This window comes from Amycolatopsis sp. WAC 04169, assembly GCF_003947535.1.
Taxonomy (GTDB): domain Bacteria; phylum Actinomycetota; class Actinomycetes; order Mycobacteriales; family Pseudonocardiaceae; genus Amycolatopsis; species Amycolatopsis keratiniphila.
This window is the reverse complement of sequence record NZ_QHJI01000004.1, coordinates 462,206-478,822: the sequence shown is the minus strand read 5'-3', so window position 1 is coordinate 478,822 and position 16,617 is coordinate 462,206. Positions and strand designations below refer to the sequence as shown.

Sequence of the window (16,617 nt, the reverse complement as noted above, 5' to 3'; positions counted from 1 at the left end):
CGGGCGTACCCGCCGAGGCCCGGGACAAACGGTGCGACTACCCGAAGACGCGCGGATGAATCCCGCCAGACAGGGTGAACGGGCAAGTCCACGCTTCCCGGTGGCCGTGTCCGGGTGACGCTGCCGACCGCGCCGTCCCGTCCACAGAATCGGTCATGAAGTTCATGCACCGGCTCCTGATCCTCGCCGTGACCATGGCACTCGTCCTCGCGCCGCCCGCTTTCGCGATCGGCACGCCGAAGCTGCTCATCGGACAGGACTTCCCGGATCCCGACATCGTCAAGACCGACTCCGGCTACTTCGCCTTCTCCACGAGCACCGGTGCGGTGAAAGTGCCCTACGCGCACGCGCCGGCGGCGGAAGGTCCGTGGCGGGTGGGCGGCGACGCCCTCGCGGCCGTACCGAAGTGGGCGAAACCCGACGGCGGATTCTGGGCCCCCGACGTGACCCGGCTTTCCGACGGTACGTTCGTGCTCTACTTCTCCGCGGCGGTGGCGCCCGGCGGGGAGATGTGCATCGGCGTCGCGACCGCCGCGAAGGCCGAAGGGCCGTACACGCCTGCCGGAGACGGTCCGCTGATCTGTGTCCCCGGCGACGGTGGCGACATCGACCCGCAGACCTTCTTGGACTCGGACGGTTCGCGCTACCTGCTCTACAAGAGCGACGGCGCGGCGGTCGGGCCCCCGGCCGCGATCTGGTCGCAGAAACTGCTCGCCGACGGACGGACACCGGACGGTCCGCGGATCGAGCTCCTGCGCGCCGACCTCGCGTCGGAGAACGCCGTCGTCGAGGCGCCGTCGGTGGTGAAGACGCCGAGCCGGTACGTGCTGTTCTATTCGGCCGACACGTTCCAGAGTTCCGGCTATCACACGGGATATGCCACCGCGCCGTCGCTGAGCGGACCGTTCGTCAAAGCGGGCACGCCGTTCCTGTCCACCGATCTGCTCGGCGGCAAGGTCGACGCGCCGGGCGGCGCCGACGTCGTCGACGGCCACATCCACTTCCACGGCTGGCTCGGAGGTGGCCGCACCGCCCGCGGGATGTACGAGCTGCCCATCGGATTCCCGAACGACGTGCCCCAGCTCGGCTGAAAGGGTTTCGTCGCCGTCGTTCGGGTACTCGATGGGGAAGACCGACCGAAGGAGCACCGGCGATGACAGCCCAGCCGCCCGACCCGGAACCCGAGAAGACCCGCCGCGAACCAGGAGGCGGTGTCACGCCGGGCGACACGCCGCCCGACTCGGCTCAGACGTCCGGACTCTCGCACCCGCAACCGATGCCGTCCAAGGCGATGCCTGTCGCGTGGCTGATCTTCATCGGCGTGATCGTGGTCTTGGCGGGTGGGTTCGTCGTCGCGCTCGCGCTGGGGTGGCTCAAGCTGGGCTGACGGCCGGTATCAGCGCGCGGCCGCCAAGACCAGTTCGAGGTAGTCGCGTGAAGCCCGCCGCCACGATTCCAGTTCCAGCTTCTCGTTCGCCGCGTGCATCTCCCCGGGATCGCCCGGGCCCCAGATCACGATCGGCGCGCCGCCCACGGACCCGGCCAAAGCCGAGGCGTCCGTGAAGTAAGTGGCGGCGGGTGCGGGCGTCTGGCCGGAGAGCAACTCCGGCAGACGCGCCGTCCGGACGGCGGGCAGATCGAGATCCACCTCCGCGGTGATGGCCGGATCGAGTGACGAAGCCCAAGCGATCGACGGCGCTCCACCGTCCACAGTGCGCACATCCAGCGTCAGAACCGCCGACGCGGGCACGATGTTCGTCGCGGTCCCGCCCTCGAAGGTGCCGACGTTGACGGTTTCCTCGCCCAGGTAGTCGTCGGCGGCCAACGGCAGGGAATCAAGTGCGCCGATGGCCCGGTCCGCGAGCAACCGGATCGCGTTGCGGCCGAGCTGGGGCGTGGAACCGTGGGCCGCCTTCCCTCGCGCGGCGAGCCGTAGCCAGGTGGCTCCGCGGTGCCCGAGCGAGACGCGGTTCCGGGTCGCCTCCGGCACCACGACGATCCGCGGCGTCAGCTCCAGCGAGGCCGACGCCTCGGCCGCGCCCCGGCAGCCGATCTCTTCGTCGCTGGTGATGAGGACCTGCGCCGGCGCACCGGCTTCCGCGGCGTTGCGCAACGCGGCCAGCGCGGCGACCAGCCCGCCCTTCATGTCGACGCTGCCGCGGCCGTGCAGGAACTCCTCGTCGACGTCTGCGGAGAAGGGGGCGCGGTCCCAGAGCGCGGGGGAGCCGACGGGGACGGTGTCGATATGGCACACGAACAGCGGCCCGTCGCCGGATTCGGTACCGACCAGCACCCAGGGGCGCCCGGAGGTGGAGCGCCGCAGCACGCGGACACCCGGAGTGGCGGTGGCGTAGGAGACGGCCAGTTCCTGCGCGGCGGCCTGTGCGGCGCTGTCGCCGGAGGTGGTGTCCTGGCGCACCAGATCACGCAGCAGCGCGAGGGCTTCGTCGGTCATGCGGAGTACTCCTGGGTCGATTCGCGGACGACGAGCCGCATGGAGAGCACGTGGTCGCCCGCGTCGCGGCCGGCCGCGAGGCGGGTGATCTCGTCGACCGCCTTGCGGGCCATCTGTTCCGTCGGCTGCGCGACGGTGGTCAGCCGCGGCGACGTCCATTCGCCGAGGGTGATCCCGTCGCAGCCGATCACCGAAAGGTCTCCCGGCACCGAGATCCCGGCGCGGCGGGCCGCTTCGAGCAGGCCGACCGCGGCGATGTCGCTGGCGGTGAACACGGCCGTCGGTGTCGCGCCGGTCCGCGCCATATGCGCGAAGAAGTTCATGCCGAACGCGGAACTGAAGGCGCCGCGCACGATCATCGCCTCGTCTGCCTCGATTCCGTGCGACTTCAGCGCGGCCCGGTAGCCCGCCTCGCGCTGGTCGGCCGTGCGCAGCCCGGACGGTCCGCCGACGTGGGCGATCCGCCGGTGGCCTTGGGAGAGCAGGTGGGTGGTCGCCTGGTAGGCGCCGCCGAAACTGTTCGCGGTGACGTGCGCGATCCGAGGTCCGGCCGCTTCGACGTACTCGTCGAGGAAGACCACCGGGAAATCGCCCGCCAGGCGGCTCGTGAAGGCTTCGTTGGTGGTGTTCATCCCCAGGTAGATCAGCCCGCCCACGTCCTGCACGCGCATCAGGCGCTCGACGGCGGCGCGCTCGCGTGACGGCGACGAGCCGGTGAGCGCGGTGAGCACGTCGACGCCGTCCGTCGCGGCGGCGTCGACCACGGCGTCCGCCAGCGTGGAGAAGTACGGGTTGTCCAGCGACGGGACCACCAGGCCGAGGCTGAGGCCGGTCACCGGTTTCCGCACGGGCGGATGCCCTTCGGCCGACAGCGCGGCGTCGATGCGCCGGGCCGTCTCGGAGGCGACGTTGAGCTCCCCCTTGACGTACCTCGACACCGTCGACACGGCCACTCCGGCCTCTCGGGCCACCTTCGCCAGCGACATCCGGCTCCTCCCCGTTGAGCGTTGACGGCGACTGCGACCGCATCTTATATTGGCGGCGTTGCGCTATGTTGCGCAACATACGCAAAGGCTTTTCGCCCGAAGGAGTCGTCGATGGTCAAGGTCCTGCTAGCCGGGGAGTCGTGGGTCAGTGCGACCATCGATCACAAGGGATACGACCCGTTCGCGCACACCCAGGTGGAGATCGGGTGCGAGCGGCTGCTGGCGGCGCTGGCGGCGGAAGGGGTCGAGGTGACTCATCTGCGTTCGCACGACGTGGCCGAGAAATTCCCGCAGACGCTGGCGGAGCTCGACGCCTACGACGTCGTCCTGCTCTCCGACATCGGCGCCAACACGCTGCTGCTCCACCCGGACACGTTCACCCGCGGCCGTCCGACGCCGAACCGGCTCAAGCTGCTGCGCGAATGGGTCACGAACGGCGGCGGCCTGATGATGGCCGGCGGCTACCTGAGCTTCCAGGGTTTCGAGGGCAAGGCCAACTACCACCGGACGCCGATCGAGGAGATCCTCCCGGTCGACATCGACCCGTACGACGACCGCGTCGAGACGCCGGAGGGTGTGCGTGCCCAGGTCGTGCGGCCAGGGCACCCGGTGGTCTCCGGCCTCGACCAGGAGTGGCCGATCCTGCTGGGCTACCAGCACACCACGCTGAAGCCGGACGCGGAGCTGCTCGCCACCGTCGAGGGCGACGTCATGCTGGCCGCGCGCCAGGTCGGCCGCGGCCGCACCCTCGCGTTCACCTCGGACATCTCCCCGCACTGGGCTCCGGAGGAGTTCATGGCCTGGGACGGCTACGGCAAGCTCTTCGCGCAGGCGATGAGCTGGCTCGCCGGTCGCGAAATCTGAGCCGCGCGCACTCGGGATCAAGGAGGATTCGATGAGTACGTCACCCACCGGCCGCGCGGCTTCGGTCGTCGTCCTGACGGTCGCGACCGTCTTCGCCGGAATGCTCGGCCCGTTGCAGTCGCTCGTCAACGGACATCTCGGCACCGCGCTCGCCGACGGCCACGCCGCCGCGCTGGTGTCCTTCGGCACCGGCCTGGTGCTGATGCTGATCCTCGTGCTGGCACGCACCAGGACGCGCGACGCGTTCTTCCGGCTGCCCGGTCAGCTGGTGCGCGGGGAGATCCCGCGGTGGAACTTCTTCGCCGGTCTGTGCGGCGCGGTGATCGTGCTTTCCGAAGGTGTCACGGTGGGCTTCCTCGGGGTGGCGATCTTCCAGACGTCGCTGATCTCCGGCATGGTCATCTCCGGCGTGGTGTGCGACCGCCTCGGCATCGGCGTCCCGTTCAAGCAGGCGATGAGCGCGCCGCGCGTGGCCGGGGCGATCCTGGCCATCTGCGCCACGGTGCTGGTGGTCTCCCCGAACTGGTCGGCCCCGCACATGATCGCGCTGGCGATCATGCCGTTCGTCGGTGGCCTGCTCGCCGGCTGGCAGCCCGCCGGCAACTCCGAGGTCGGTCTGCTGTCCGGCTCGATGTTCGTTTCCATCACCTGGAACTTCCTCATCGGCTTCGTGGCGCTCGGCCTCGTGTACGTGGTGCGGATGGCGGTTTCGGGCGCGCACTTCACGTTGCCGGGCACCTGGTGGATGTACTTCGGCGGGCCGCTCGGCCTGATGTCGATCGCGTTGATGGCCTTGCTGGTGCGCGGGCTGGGACTTCTGTTGCTGGGGCTGGCTTCCACGGCCGGTCAGCTCATCGGGTCGCTGCTGCTCGAAGTCGTCGCTCCCGCGGCGGGTTCCAGCCTCCATTTGGTCACCGTCATCGGTGCGGTCGTGGCCCTGGCGGCCGCGGCGATCGCGATGATCCCGTCCCGGCACACGGCCGAACCGGCGGTCCTCGCCCAGCCCGCCGAGGTGCGCCGTGGCTGAGGTGCGCGGTGTTCTCGGGCCGGTCGACGCGGCGGACCTCGGACTGGTGCTGCCGCACGAGCACCTCTTCAACGATCTGTCCTCCGCGGTCGCCGAACCCTCGTACGCCTCCACACGGCCGCTCGCCGAGGCGGAAGTGGGGCCGGGGTGGCAGTTCCTGCTCCGCCAGGATCCCTACTGCTGCGCCGACAACGTGGCGGTGAAAGACCGGGCGAGCGTCGTACGCGAGGTGACCGCCTTCGCCGCGGCGGGCGGCGGCACGCTGGTCGACGCGACGGGAAGCGCCGCGATCGGCCGGGATCCGCTCGCCCTGGCGGCGGTGGCCGAAGCCACCGGGGTCACCATCGTCATGGGCACCGGTGCGTACCTGGAGAAGTTCGAGGGGGAGCGCATCACCGCGGTCACCGTCGACGCGCAGACCGAGCGCATCCTCGCCGAACTGGACGAGGGTGCCGGCGAGACGGGGATCCGGGCCGGTGTCATCGGCGAGGTCGGTGTCTCGCCGTTCTTCACCGACGGGGAGCGGGCGTCCCTGCGGGCCGCGGCGCTCGCACAGGCGGAGCGGCCCTCCGTGGGGCTGAACGTCCACATGCCGGGCTGGCAGCGCCGCGGGCACGAAGTGCTCGACCTCGTGCTGGAGGAATGCGGTGCGCTGCCGGGCAAAGTCGCGCTCGCGCACAGCGATCCGTCCGGTGAGGACCCGGGATACCAACGCGAGCTTCTCGAACGTGGCGTGCTGCTGGAGTTCGACATGATCGGCCTCGACATCTCGTTCCCCGGCGAAGGGGTCGCCCCGACGGTTTCCCAGACCGCTCGCGCCGTGGCGAGGTGGGTGCACGAGGGCTTCGGCGACCGGATCATGCTGTCGCACGACCTCTTCCTCAAACAGATGTGGACGCACAACGGCGGGAACGGGCTCGTGTTCGTGCCGACGATCTTCGCCGATCTGCTCGAAGCCGAAGGCGTGCCCGCCGAGGCCGTGTCCCGGATGATGCGAGACGTCCCGGCCCGGTGGCTGACCGCATGAGCCGGGCGATAGCGGTGGTCGCGTCGCTCAACGTCGATCACATCGTCCACGCGCCGCGCATCCCGGAGCCGGGGGAGACGCTGATGGGGTTTTCGACGAGCCGGGAGCTGGGCGGGAAGGGTGGCAACCAAGCGGTCGCCGCCGCCCGGCTCGGCGCGGAAGTGGCCGTGATCGGCTGCGTCGGCCAGGACGAGGACGGCGACGAATACCTGGCAGCCCTGCTCGCCGAGGGCGCCGACGTGACCCACGTGCGCCGGTCGGCGCTGCCCACCGGCCGCGCGGCGATCACCGTCGACGCGGAGGGCGTCAACTCGATCGTCGTGGTGTCCGGCGCGAACGCCGACATCCCGGCGGACGCGGCCGAAGCGGCGATTGACGAACTGCCAGGGCTTCGCGTCGTCGCGGGCCAGCTGGAGGCGGCTGCCGAAGCGACGGAACGCGCTTTCGCGGCCGCTCGCTCCCGTGGCGCGCTGACCGTGCTCAACACCGCCCCCGTCGGCGACGCGGCCGAAAAGCTGCTGCCGCTCAGCGATGTGGTGGTGGCGAACGAGATCGAGTTCCGGCAGCTCACCGGTCAGGATCCGTTCGACGGCAACGGTTTGCGGCGCGGCGGTGCCGAACTGTCCGCCGTGGGATGCCGGTGGGTGATCGTGACGCTGGGGGCCGCAGGCTGTGCCGTCCTCGACGCGTCGTCGTCCACGCACGTTCCGGCCGTCGCGGTGCGGGCGGTGGACACCACCGCCGCGGGGGATTCGTTCGTCGGAGCGCTCGCCGCCCGGCTCGCGGAAATCCCCGGTGACCCGACGACCGCGGAAGTGGTGGCGGCTTGCGGTTTCGCGGCGAAAGTGGCCGCGGTCGTGGTGACACGGCACGGAGCGCATCCGTCGCTGCCGACTTCGGCCGAGGTCGCCGGAATCTCTTGAGGGGTAAGGGGGCTGAAGGCTCCCTTCGCCGCATAAGACTCGGCGAAGGGAGCCTTCAGCCCACCATCGGTACCGTGGATCGAAGGATCAGCGGTGCCCGTGGATGGTCCGGTGGATCCACCCGGCGTAGGCGGGCACGCTCGTGTAGAGGCCGGGGCCGTTGGCGCACGGCACGTCGTCGTCACCGGGGCCGGACGTGACGCCGATCAGCTCCCAGCGGCCGCCCCAGCCGCGCTGGACCTGCGGTCCGCCGGAGTCGCCCATGCACGCCATCGCGCCGCGCTTGCGGCTCACCGTGCACAGCCGGGTCGAGTCCGCGTAACCGGGCGAGCATTCGGACACGGCGCCGATGCGGGTGTCGAGTTGCTGGAGCCGTTCGGGGAACACGACCTTGTCCAGGTCGGCGGTGTCGACCGTGGTGCCGAAGCCCATCAAGCGGGTCGGCGTGCCGGGGCGGCCGGGACGGTCGGCGATGCGGATGGGCCGTTCGGAGACCGGGCGGTCCAGGCGCACCAGCGCGATGTCGTTCTTGTTCGGCGCGCCCGGCTGGTAACCCGGGTGACGGACCCAGCGGTCGATCGTGCGGACGGTGCCGCCGGACGTCCGCCGTTCGCTGCCGATCCGCACGGTTCCCTCCGGCCTGGCCGGATTGTTGTCCGGGTCGACGCAGTGCGCCGCGGTCACCACCCATTGCGGATGCACCAGCACGGCCCCGCAGACGCCCTTGGCGTTGTTCATTTCGGGCACGACCTCCGGGATCGAGGCCATGAATTCGTAACGCTCGGTGGAGTTCTTGCCGTTCACCACCGCGCCGGCGCTGCCGGGCACCGCGATCGCGCAGAACACCCCCGCCAGCGTGACAGCGGCGGCACGAACCAGATTGCGGCGTAGGGTCGCCACCTTCGACATGCTTTTCCTTTGTTCGACGACTTCGGAACGATCAAGTCCAGCTTTGTCGTTCAACTCGCCCGTGACCATCGGGCAAGCCCCCCGAACCACGGTGGTGGCTGCCCGACGCCGGCCGGTAGCGCAGGTACCACCTATGTCATGAAAGGGTCGTTCAGGACGTTTTCCGTCCTGAACGACCCTTTCATGACATCCGCCACGGGTTGTGCGACTGCGGTGGCAGCTGTGGCTTCGGTCGAGGTGGTCGTGAGTGGCGTTTCGGGTTCTAACCCGAAACGCCACTCACGACCACCTGTACCGATCGGCGGAACTCGCGTGTGCGGCCGGAGCCGGTGCTAGCTTCTTGCCGTGAGCCTTGACGGCGTCGAGCAGCGCCAGTCCGATTCTCCCTACGTGGAGCGGGTCTACCGTGCCGGGCAGGCCGCCGTCGGGCCGTCGCGTATGCGGTCGATCGCGAACTCGAACTGGGAGCTCGTGGTGTGGCGCGACCGGGGCGAGACGCATGTGGCGGTGCGCGGGCCCGAGACGAGTCCCACGGTGCTGGAACTGGGGCCGGGTGAGGGCGAAACGCTCGGCATCATCTTCCGGCACGGGGCGTACCTGGCGCCGATGCCGGTGCGGGGGCTGGTCGACACCGCGGTGTCGAGTCCCCACAGCACGGCCCGTTCGTTCGTCCTGCAGGGCGAGGAGTGGGAGACGCCGGGCTACGACAACGCCGACGTCTTCGTCGATCGGCTGGTCCGTGCCGGGCTGCTGATCCGCGACCCGCTCGTCACCGACGTGCTCCGCGGCGAAGTGCCCACTTTGGTCACACCGCGGTCGGTGCAGCGGCGGGTGGCCGCGGCGACCGGGCTGACCCAGGGCGCGATCCGGCAGATCGAGCGCGCCAGGCAGGCCGTGATGCTGCTGGGGCAGGGGATGGCGGCGATCGAGGTCGTGCAGCGGGTCGGGTATCACGACCAGCCGCATCTGGCCCGTTCGCTGACGCGGTTCACCGGACGTACGGCCACCCAGCTCAGGCGCGCGAGCGAGGACGAGGTGCTGTCGCTTCTGTACAAGACCGAGGTCGCGGTGCACCCGTAGGTTTCGTGGTGACCACAGACCTACTGGAGGAGAAGTCATGGCCATCTCGCAGATCTACGTCAACCTGCCGGTCTCCGACCTCGAGGCGAGCACGAAGCTGTACACGGCGATGGGCGGAACGGTGAACCCGGACTTCAGCGGTGACACCTCGGTGCAGGTGGCGCTCGCCGACACGATCCTGGTGCAGCTGATGACGCGCGAAACGTTCGCGTCGTTCACCAAGCGGTCCATGACGGACGGTCCGATCGAGGTGATCAACGCGTTGGCCGCCGGGTCGCGCGAAGAGGTGGACGGCCTGGTCGACGCGGCACTGGCCGCGGGTGCCACCGAGCCGCGCGCGGCACAGGACATGGGCTGGCTGTACAACCGGGCCATCGACGACCTGGACGGCCACAGCTGGGAATTCCTGGCCTACGACCCGACCGCGATGGGCGACGGCCAGGAGTGACCGCGGGGCCCCACCGATGAGAAATCCTCCGCCGCGTCGTCGATTCAGGTGACCCCTCGCACCAGTGGAAGGAGCGACGACCATGACCGACGCGGACGAGGCCACGTTCATCGAGGTGGCCCGCTCCGGCGATCCGGCGCGGTTCGCGCTCGTCACCGAGCGCCACCGGCGTGAGCTGCAGGTGCACTGCTACCGGATGCTCGCGAACTACGAGGACGCCCAGGACATGACGCAGGAGACGTTCCTGCGGGCGTGGCACCGGCGGGAGTCGTTCAAGGGACACGCCGCGCTGCGGACCTGGCTGTACCGGATCGCGACGAACGCCTGCCTCGACTTCCTGGAGAAACGCGAGGACCGCACCCCCGTCCCGGCCGGACTGCAGGACTCCGAGGTGCTGTACCTGCAGCCGTACCCCGACCGGATGCTCCCCGAGGACCCGCAGGAATCGGTGGTGGCGCGGGAGACGATCGAGCTGGCGTTCATCGTCGCAGTCCAGCATCTGCCGCCGCGGCAGCGGGCGGTGTTCGTCCTGCGCGACGTCCTCGGCTGGCCGGCGTCGACGGTGGCCGACGCCCTCGAGCTGACCGTCGCGTCGGTGACGAGCGCTTTGCAGCGGGCGCGCGTGACTATGCGCGGGCGGCTGCCCGGCGGCCGTCTCGACTGGCGGGGCGCGGAGCTGTCGAAGGACGAGCGCGGCGTGGTGAAGGCGTACATCGAGGCTCATGAGCGCAACGACCTCGACGGTCTGGCGGCCTTGCTGCGCGAAGATCTGCGCTTCGCGATGCTGCCCGAGGCCGGCACCACGACCACGACGGCCAAGGACGCGGTGGACGGCTGGGTCTCCGGTGGACTCTTCCAGCGCGGCCACGACGACTGGCGCGGTATCGCCACGACGGTCAACCGCATGCCGGCCGCCGCGCTGTACCTGCGCACCCCCGGAGACGCGGAGCACCGGCTGTTCGCGATCGCGGTCCTGCGCGTCGCCGACGGGAAGATCGCCGAGCTCACCGGATTCGACGCCACCGGCAAGTCCTGGCTGGGCCTGCCCGCGACCCTGTGATCGCCCAGGTCTCCCTCAGCGCCTCGTCTCGTACCGGGTCAGCAGCACGCCGCCGGGAAACGTCCGCGTCTCCACCAGGGTCAGGTTCACCCAGCTGTCCAGCGCGGTGAAGAACGGCGTGCCGCCGCCCACCAGGACCGGCACGGTGACCAGCACGTATTCGTCGATCAGCCCGGCCCGCATGGCCGACCCGGCGAGCGTCGCGCCGGCGATGTCCATCGGGCCGGCGTCCTCGGCCTTGAGCCGGGTGATCTCGGTGACCGCGTCGGCAGTGACCAGGCGGGTGTTCCAGTCGACGGCGGCGGTTTTCGAGGAGAACACCACCTTCGGCATGTCCCGCCAGCGCTGGGCGTACTCGATCACGGCCGGTGTCGCGCCGGGCTGCCGGTCGGCGGTCGGCCAGTGGGAACTCATCCCCTCCCACAGCTTGCGCCCGTAGAGCGCCAGGCCCGTCGCCGCGACCCGGTCGGACCACCACTGGAACAGCTCGTCACCCGGCGACGAGTCCGGCCCGTCGCCTCCGCTCCAGCCGAGGTCGCCGCCGGGCGCGGCGATGTAGCCGTCCAGGGTCACGTTCATGCCAAAGCTCAGTTTCCGCACGTCAGCCTCCGGTGAGTCGGTCTCACCCGTACAGACGGTCGCGGTGCGGAAAACTGATCGGTCTCGCCTCCGGCACCCCCATCTCGGTGTACGCGGCGTGCGCGGTCCGCCGGTGCCGCCGCGCGGCGACCGGATCACCGTCGGCGAACAGCGCGTCGGCGAGTCCGCTTTGGGCTCTCGCCAGTTCGTAGCGGCTGTCCGCCGCGGTCGCCGACTCGATCGCCTTCCGCAGGCAGCGGACGGCTTCGGCCGATCGCCCGGCGGTGAGCAGGGTGGCCGCCAGGTCGGTGCTCGCGGTCAGCACGCCTTCCCGGCTGCCGATCTCCCTCGCCAGATCGATGGCCTGCCGGTGATGCGCCAACGCCTCGTCGAACCGTCCGGCGGCGACGAGCAGGACACCGAGATGGTTGAGCACCTTGCCCTCGTCGCCCCGGTTGTGCGTCTGCCTCGCCACGGCGAGCGCCTGCTCGTAACAGGCCCAGGCCTCGGTGTCCCTTCCCATTCGCCAGAACGTGGTGCCGAGGCCGTCGAGCGTCCGGCATTCACAGAGGTGATCACCGCTCGCCCTGGTCGCGTCCAGGGCCTGGGACAGGTGGTCGACGGCGGCGGAATGATTTCCCAGGTGCAGCTCGGCGACGCCGATATTGCACAACTGCCGGGCCCGGAACGACTCGTTGTCCGTCGCGACGGCGAATTCCAATGCCCGCCGGAAACAGGGGAGCGCGGCCCGGTAATCACCGAGACCGGCCAGCAACAGGCCCACGTTCCCCGACAGGTTGAAGACGTAATCGGATGCACCGGCGGCGTCGAATTCGGAGATCGCGTCCTGCAGGACGGCGAGCGATTCGGCGGCGTCCCCCCGTTGCCAATGGATCATGGCGAGGCCGTTCAGCACGTGCCCTCGGGTGACACCGGAGGCGACCCTGGCGGCGTTGCTGAACAGGGCGAGTGCGTCACTCACGCGCACGCGGGCCTCGAAATAGCTCGTCATCACGCACGCCAGCCGGGTCACGTGCTCGTCGCGCCCCTCGCCCAGCGCCCAGCCGGACGCGACGACCAGGTTGACCCGTTCGGTGTCCAGCCATGCCATCGCCTCGTCCGCTCCGTCGAACACGAGGGCCTGCACCGCGGGGGTGGGCAGGTCCCGCCACCGGTCCGCCTCGTGCGAGTAACAGGTGACGAGCGCGGCGCGGGCGGTGGCCAGCTGGAAGTCGAGCAGCCTGCCGACCGCGGCCCGGCGCACCCGGGCCTGGACGCTCTCGCGGACGCGTTTCTCGGCGAAGACCCGCACCAGGTCGTGCAGTTCGAACCGGGACCCGCGGGCGGTGACCATGCTGGCCGCGACCAGATCGTCGAGCCGGCCGCGGACGACGCCGACCTCGACGCCCGCCAGCGCCGCCGCCGCGTGGTCGTCGAAATCGCGTCCCGGGTACATCGCGAGCAGGCCGAGCAGCGCCCGGTCCGGTTCGGCCAGTTCGTCGTACGACGTGCGCAACGCGACCTCGACCCCGTCGTCCAGCCGCAGCATGGTCCGCAGATCGGCGAGGCGGTCCCGGTGGTCGGCCATCGTCCACTCGTCCGAAGCGGCCAGCCGCCGGGTCACCAGTGCGAGGGCCAGCGGCAACCGGCCGACCAGTTCGATGATGTCGGCCGCTTCGCCCCGCTCCGCGTCGACGCGTTCGTCGCCGATTCCGTCGCGGAGCAACTCGACCGACTCCTCCGGCGTGAACACGTCGAGCGCCACGTGCCGGGCCGCGGTCAACTCGACCAGGCGGCGTCTGCTGGTGACCAGCACCAGGCAGGTCGGGAGGCCGGGCAGCAGCGGCAGCACCTGGTCGACCGACGCCGCGTTGTCCAGCAGGATCAGCGCGCGCCGTCCCTCCAGCAGACGGCGGAACAGCGCGCTCCGGCCGGCGAGGCTGAGACAGCCGATCTCGCTCCCGGACGCCCCGAGCCGGCGCAGGAACCCTTCGAGCACCGCGGCCGGGTCGGCGGCGGGCCGGTCCGCGTCGAAGCCGCGCAGGTTCACCACCAGCCGCACGTCGGCGAACCGGCCCCGTTCGGCCAGCAGCCGCGCGGCCTCGCCGGCGAACCGCGTCTTGCCGACCCCGGCCATTCCGGAGATCGCCCACACCCCGGCGTCGTCCGGTTCCGCCGCCAGCACCCGGCGCAGTTGCGCCTGCCTGCCGACGAATCCGCCGGCCCCGGAGGGAAGGTGGTCGGCCACGCTGATCACGGCCGCCTCGGTGGCGTCCCCGGTGATCACCCGGTGCGCCTGCCGCCATTCCGCGGCGACGTCCATGCCGAGCAGTACGGCCGCGATGTCGACGACCAGCTCGACGTCCAGCCGTTTGCGTCCGGGCAGCAGGCAGCGGTACACGGTGTTGTAGGCGGGCAGGTCGGCCGTCCCGCGGGCCGTGCGCAGGCGCCGCACCCGCCGGTGCAGCTCCCGGTGGGTCAACCCCGCCCAGGCCAGCGCCTGCCTCAGCCGCTGGGAGAGCTCGTCGTACGACCGGGCTCCGACCGGGCTCGGCGGCTGCTCTTCCGTCACGGGAACCCCCTGGACACGTGAACCGAATGCCGGTCGACCTTAGTCGAGAGCAACGGCCGATGGGCCGGATCGGCGAACTCGGTGGCCGGTGAACTCTCCCGTTTGGACAGTGCGGATCGGCCATCCGGACTACCCTTCCCGATCGTGAATCCCGACCGGACGGACGAGGGCGGAGCGCCGCCGGAGCCGCTGGGCGCCGGTTCGTTCGACGAGCTGGCCGCCCGGCTGAACACGCTGCGCAGCCGGCACGGCGTGTCCTATCGGGAGCTGCACCGGCGTGTCGTGCGTGGACGGCGGGCGGTGGGGAACCCCGATCTGCCGGTGTTCAACACGGTCTACCGCTGCCTGCGGCCGGGTCGGCGGCGGGTCGACGCGGACCTCGTCGCGGACATCGTGCGTGCGCTCACCGCCGACGAGGCGGTGGTGGCCCGGTGGCGGCAGGTGTGCCAGGTGATCGCGGGGCTCACCGCCGATTCGTCGTGGGTGACCGTGTCGGACGAGCTGCCCGCCGACGGCACGGAGTTCGTCGGCAGGCACGCCGAGCTGGCCGAGATCACCGGTCCCGCGGACGGCGAGCGGTGGTCGCCGGTGGTGATCGACGGTATGGCAGGCGTCGGCAAGACCAGCCTCGCCGTCCGTGCCGCGCACCGGCTGGCGGACCGTGACGGCGTCACGGTCCGGTTGTGGGCGGATCTGCGTGGCTACGACGCCGACCGCGCGCCCGCCGACCCGCTCGCGGTGCTGGACGAGTTCCTGCGGCGGCTCGGGGTGCCGGGCGGGGAGATCCACCGTCTCGACCCGGCGGGCAGGCAGGCCACCTACCGGCGGCTGCTCGCGGACCGGCAGCCGGTCGTGGTGCTGGACAACGCGGCGGACGCCGACCAGGTGCGCCCACTGCTGCCGGACCGGCCGGGCGGCGTCGTGCTGATCACCAGCAGACGGCGCTTGACCGGTTTGGCGGGTGCCCGGTCCGTGCACCTGGAGGCGCTTCCGTGGACCGAGTCGCTCGACGTGTTGCGCAGGCTGGTCGGCGCGGCCGAGGTCGCCGAGGACACCGAGGCCGCCGCGCGGATCACCGAACTGGTCGGGCATCTGCCGCTCGCGTTGACGGTGGTGGCCGGCCGCATCCGGAACCGGCGCGACTGGACGTTGCGCGACCACGCCGCCCGGCTCGCGGAACGCCGGGACAGCCTGCGGGTCGAGGACGAGCTGGAGAACGCCATCGGTCTGTCCTATGCGGACCTGCCCGCCGAGGCCGCGCTGCTGCTGCGGCTCCTCGCCATCCATCCCGGCCGCGACGTCGACACGCGCGCGGCGGCCGCGCTCGCCGGGGCCGGCCTGCGCACGGCGGAAGAACTTCTGGGCGAACTCGTCGCCGGCAGCCTGGTGCAGCGGCGCGGCCACGATAGGTTCGGCCTGCACGACGTGGTCCGTCTCTACGCGGCGGGGCTGGCGCGGGACGTGGACGCCGCTTCCGCGCGGCAGGCCGCACTCGGGCGCTTGTTCGACTACTACCGGCACACCGCCTGCCGCGCCATGGACCTGTACGCCCCGCATGAACGCGACCGCAGGCCCGAAGTGTCCACTTCGGACGTTCCGGCGCCGGACTTCGCCGACCTCGCGGCGGCGACGGCGTGGCTGGACGCCGAACGGCACAACCTGGTGGGCATCACCGCGCTGGCCGAGGAACAGGGCAGAGGTGAGGACGCGGCCATGATGTCGCCGATCCTGAACCGGTACCTGTACAACGCGCTGCGCTTCGCCGACGCGGAGATCGTGCACGGTATCGCGATCCGCGCCGCCGATCCGCTGGTCCAGGCGAGCGCGCATATAAGCCTCGGTGCGGTCTACCTGCGTTCCAACCGTTACCCGGAGAGCATCGATCAGCTCAAGCAGGCGCTCAAGCGGTACGAGGCGGGTGGGGACCGCGCCAGCTGGGCGCGGGCACTGAACAACCTCGGCAACGCGTTCGACCGGCTCAGTGATTTCGCGGCGGCCGAGGACTGCTACCGGCAGGCGTTGCTCGTGCACCGGGCGACCGGAAACCGCACCAGCGAGGGCCGCGCGCTGGGCAACCTGGGGAACAGTGCGATGCGCGTCGGTGACTGGGACAAGGCCGCGGCGTACCTCGACGAGGCGCTGGAGATCATGCTGGAGGTCGGGGACCGGGTCGGGGAATGCCTGACCTACGGCAACCTCGGCACGGTGCGCGAGCAGCAGGGTCACTCCGCCGAGGCGCTCGGCCACTACCGGCGGGCGCTCGTCACCGCACGCGAGTTCGGCTACCGGTTCCCGGAGACCGAGGCGTTGCTCCACATCGGCGTGCTGCTCGCGCGGCTGGGCGAGCACGACGACGCCTTGACGCAACTGAACGAGGCACTGGATCTGGCGCGCCAGAACAGCTTGGGCGAGTTCGAGGTCAAGGCGCTCAACGGAATCGGCATCGCGCTCGGTGGAAAAGGGGACGCCGCGGGCTCGATCACCAGGCACCGCGAAGCGCTCGCGGTCGCCGAGAAACTGGGCGATCGCTATGAGCAGGCGCAGGCGCACCAGGGGATCGAGCGCGGTGCGGCCGTCACCGGAGACACCGGCACGGCCGACGAACACGGGCGGATGGCGCGGGCCCTGCTCACCGAGATCGGCCTGTGCTAGCCGTTTGATGGTTGAGAGTGGGGCCGAAGGCTCCC

At 70.8% G+C, this 16,617-nt stretch carries 15 protein-coding genes; 10 read left to right on the top strand and 5 right to left on the bottom strand.

Going from position 1 to position 16,617, the window contains the following annotated elements:
• Window positions 1–155: 155 nt before the first annotated feature.
• Entirely contained in the window at window positions 156–1,091 is a 936-nt protein-coding gene (locus DMC61_RS11205) for a glycoside hydrolase family 43 protein (protein ID WP_125689026.1), read from the top strand.
• 62 nt (window positions 1,092–1,153) lie between these two features.
• Window positions 1,154–1,387, top strand: coding sequence for a DUF6480 family protein (locus tag DMC61_RS11200; RefSeq protein WP_125689024.1), 234 nt, complete (start codon window positions 1,154–1,156; stop codon window positions 1,385–1,387).
• A gap of 9 nt (window positions 1,388–1,396) precedes the next feature.
• On the opposite strand, the gene DMC61_RS11195 is transcribed toward DMC61_RS11200, so the two are convergent.
• Both DMC61_RS11195 and DMC61_RS11190 read right to left on the bottom strand, forming a co-directional pair.
• Window positions 1,397–2,455 carry a M20 family metallopeptidase gene (locus DMC61_RS11195; protein ID WP_125689022.1) on the bottom strand — a complete coding sequence of 353 codons (1,059 nt, stop codon included), beginning with the start codon at window positions 2,453–2,455 and terminating at the stop codon, window positions 1,397–1,399.
• Window positions 2,452–3,441, bottom strand: a complete 990-nt coding sequence (locus tag DMC61_RS11190) for a LacI family DNA-binding transcriptional regulator (RefSeq protein WP_125689020.1) — start codon at window positions 3,439–3,441, stop codon at window positions 2,452–2,454. Before DMC61_RS11190 ends, DMC61_RS11195 begins: the two co-directional genes overlap by 4 nt.
• 111 nt (window positions 3,442–3,552) lie before the next feature.
• Here DMC61_RS11190 and DMC61_RS11185 point away from each other — a divergent pair, with 111 nt between their 5' ends.
• The 4 genes from DMC61_RS11185 to DMC61_RS11170 are packed head-to-tail and all read left to right on the top strand — an operon-like array spanning window position 3,553 to window position 7,282.
• The gene (locus DMC61_RS11185; protein WP_125689018.1) at window positions 3,553–4,305 is read left to right on the top strand and encodes a glutamine amidotransferase; all 753 of its coding nucleotides are present in this window, start codon (window positions 3,553–3,555) and stop codon (window positions 4,303–4,305) included.
• A gap of 31 nt (window positions 4,306–4,336) precedes the next feature.
• Complete coding sequence (locus tag DMC61_RS11180; protein ID WP_125689015.1) at window positions 4,337–5,332, top strand: DMT family transporter; 996 nt, start codon at window positions 4,337–4,339, stop codon at window positions 5,330–5,332.
• A complete protein-coding gene (locus tag DMC61_RS11175; RefSeq protein WP_125689013.1) occupies window positions 5,325–6,359 on the top strand; it encodes a phosphotriesterase in 1,035 nt (344 codons plus the stop codon). The genes DMC61_RS11180 and DMC61_RS11175 overlap by 8 nt, the downstream gene beginning before the upstream one ends.
• Entirely contained in the window at window positions 6,356–7,282 is a 927-nt protein-coding gene (locus tag DMC61_RS11170; RefSeq protein WP_233594768.1) for a ribokinase, read from the top strand. The genes DMC61_RS11175 and DMC61_RS11170 overlap by 4 nt, the downstream gene beginning before the upstream one ends.
• 87 nt (window positions 7,283–7,369) lie before the next feature.
• On the opposite strand, the gene DMC61_RS11165 is transcribed toward DMC61_RS11170, so the two are convergent.
• Entirely contained in the window at window positions 7,370–8,191 is an 822-nt protein-coding gene (locus tag DMC61_RS11165; protein WP_125689011.1) for a trypsin-like serine protease, read from the bottom strand.
• Between the two features lie 345 nt (window positions 8,192–8,536).
• Between DMC61_RS11165 and DMC61_RS11160 the strand changes: the two genes are divergently transcribed.
• The 3 genes from DMC61_RS11160 (at window position 8,537) to DMC61_RS11150 (ending at window position 10,779) form a co-directional block, all read left to right on the top strand.
• Entirely contained in the window at window positions 8,537–9,271 is a 735-nt protein-coding gene (locus DMC61_RS11160) for a helix-turn-helix domain-containing protein (RefSeq protein WP_125689009.1), read from the top strand.
• 37 nt (window positions 9,272–9,308) lie between these two features.
• On the top strand, window positions 9,309–9,719 hold the full coding sequence (locus tag DMC61_RS11155) for a VOC family protein (protein WP_016335614.1): 411 nt from the start codon (window positions 9,309–9,311) through the stop codon (window positions 9,717–9,719).
• An 82-nt stretch (window positions 9,720–9,801) separates the two neighbouring features.
• Window positions 9,802–10,779 carry an RNA polymerase subunit sigma-70 gene (locus DMC61_RS11150; protein ID WP_125689007.1) on the top strand — a complete coding sequence of 326 codons (978 nt, stop codon included), beginning with the start codon at window positions 9,802–9,804 and terminating at the stop codon, window positions 10,777–10,779.
• Window positions 10,780–10,794: 15 nt separating this feature from the next.
• Here DMC61_RS11150 and DMC61_RS11145 read toward each other — a convergent pair whose 3' ends face one another.
• Together DMC61_RS11145 and DMC61_RS11140 are read right to left on the bottom strand one after the other, a co-directional pair.
• On the bottom strand, window positions 10,795–11,379 hold the full coding sequence (locus DMC61_RS11145; RefSeq protein WP_125689006.1) for a dihydrofolate reductase family protein: 585 nt from the start codon (window positions 11,377–11,379) through the stop codon (window positions 10,795–10,797).
• Window positions 11,380–11,401: 22 nt separating this feature from the next.
• Entirely contained in the window at window positions 11,402–13,930 is a 2,529-nt protein-coding gene (locus DMC61_RS11140; RefSeq protein ID WP_125689005.1) for a tetratricopeptide repeat protein, read from the bottom strand.
• A gap of 144 nt (window positions 13,931–14,074) precedes the next feature.
• Between DMC61_RS11140 and DMC61_RS11135 the strand changes: the two genes are divergently transcribed.
• Window positions 14,075–16,582, top strand: coding sequence for a tetratricopeptide repeat protein (locus DMC61_RS11135; protein ID WP_125689003.1), 2,508 nt, complete (start codon window positions 14,075–14,077; stop codon window positions 16,580–16,582).
• Window positions 16,583–16,617: the final 35 nt, after the last annotated feature.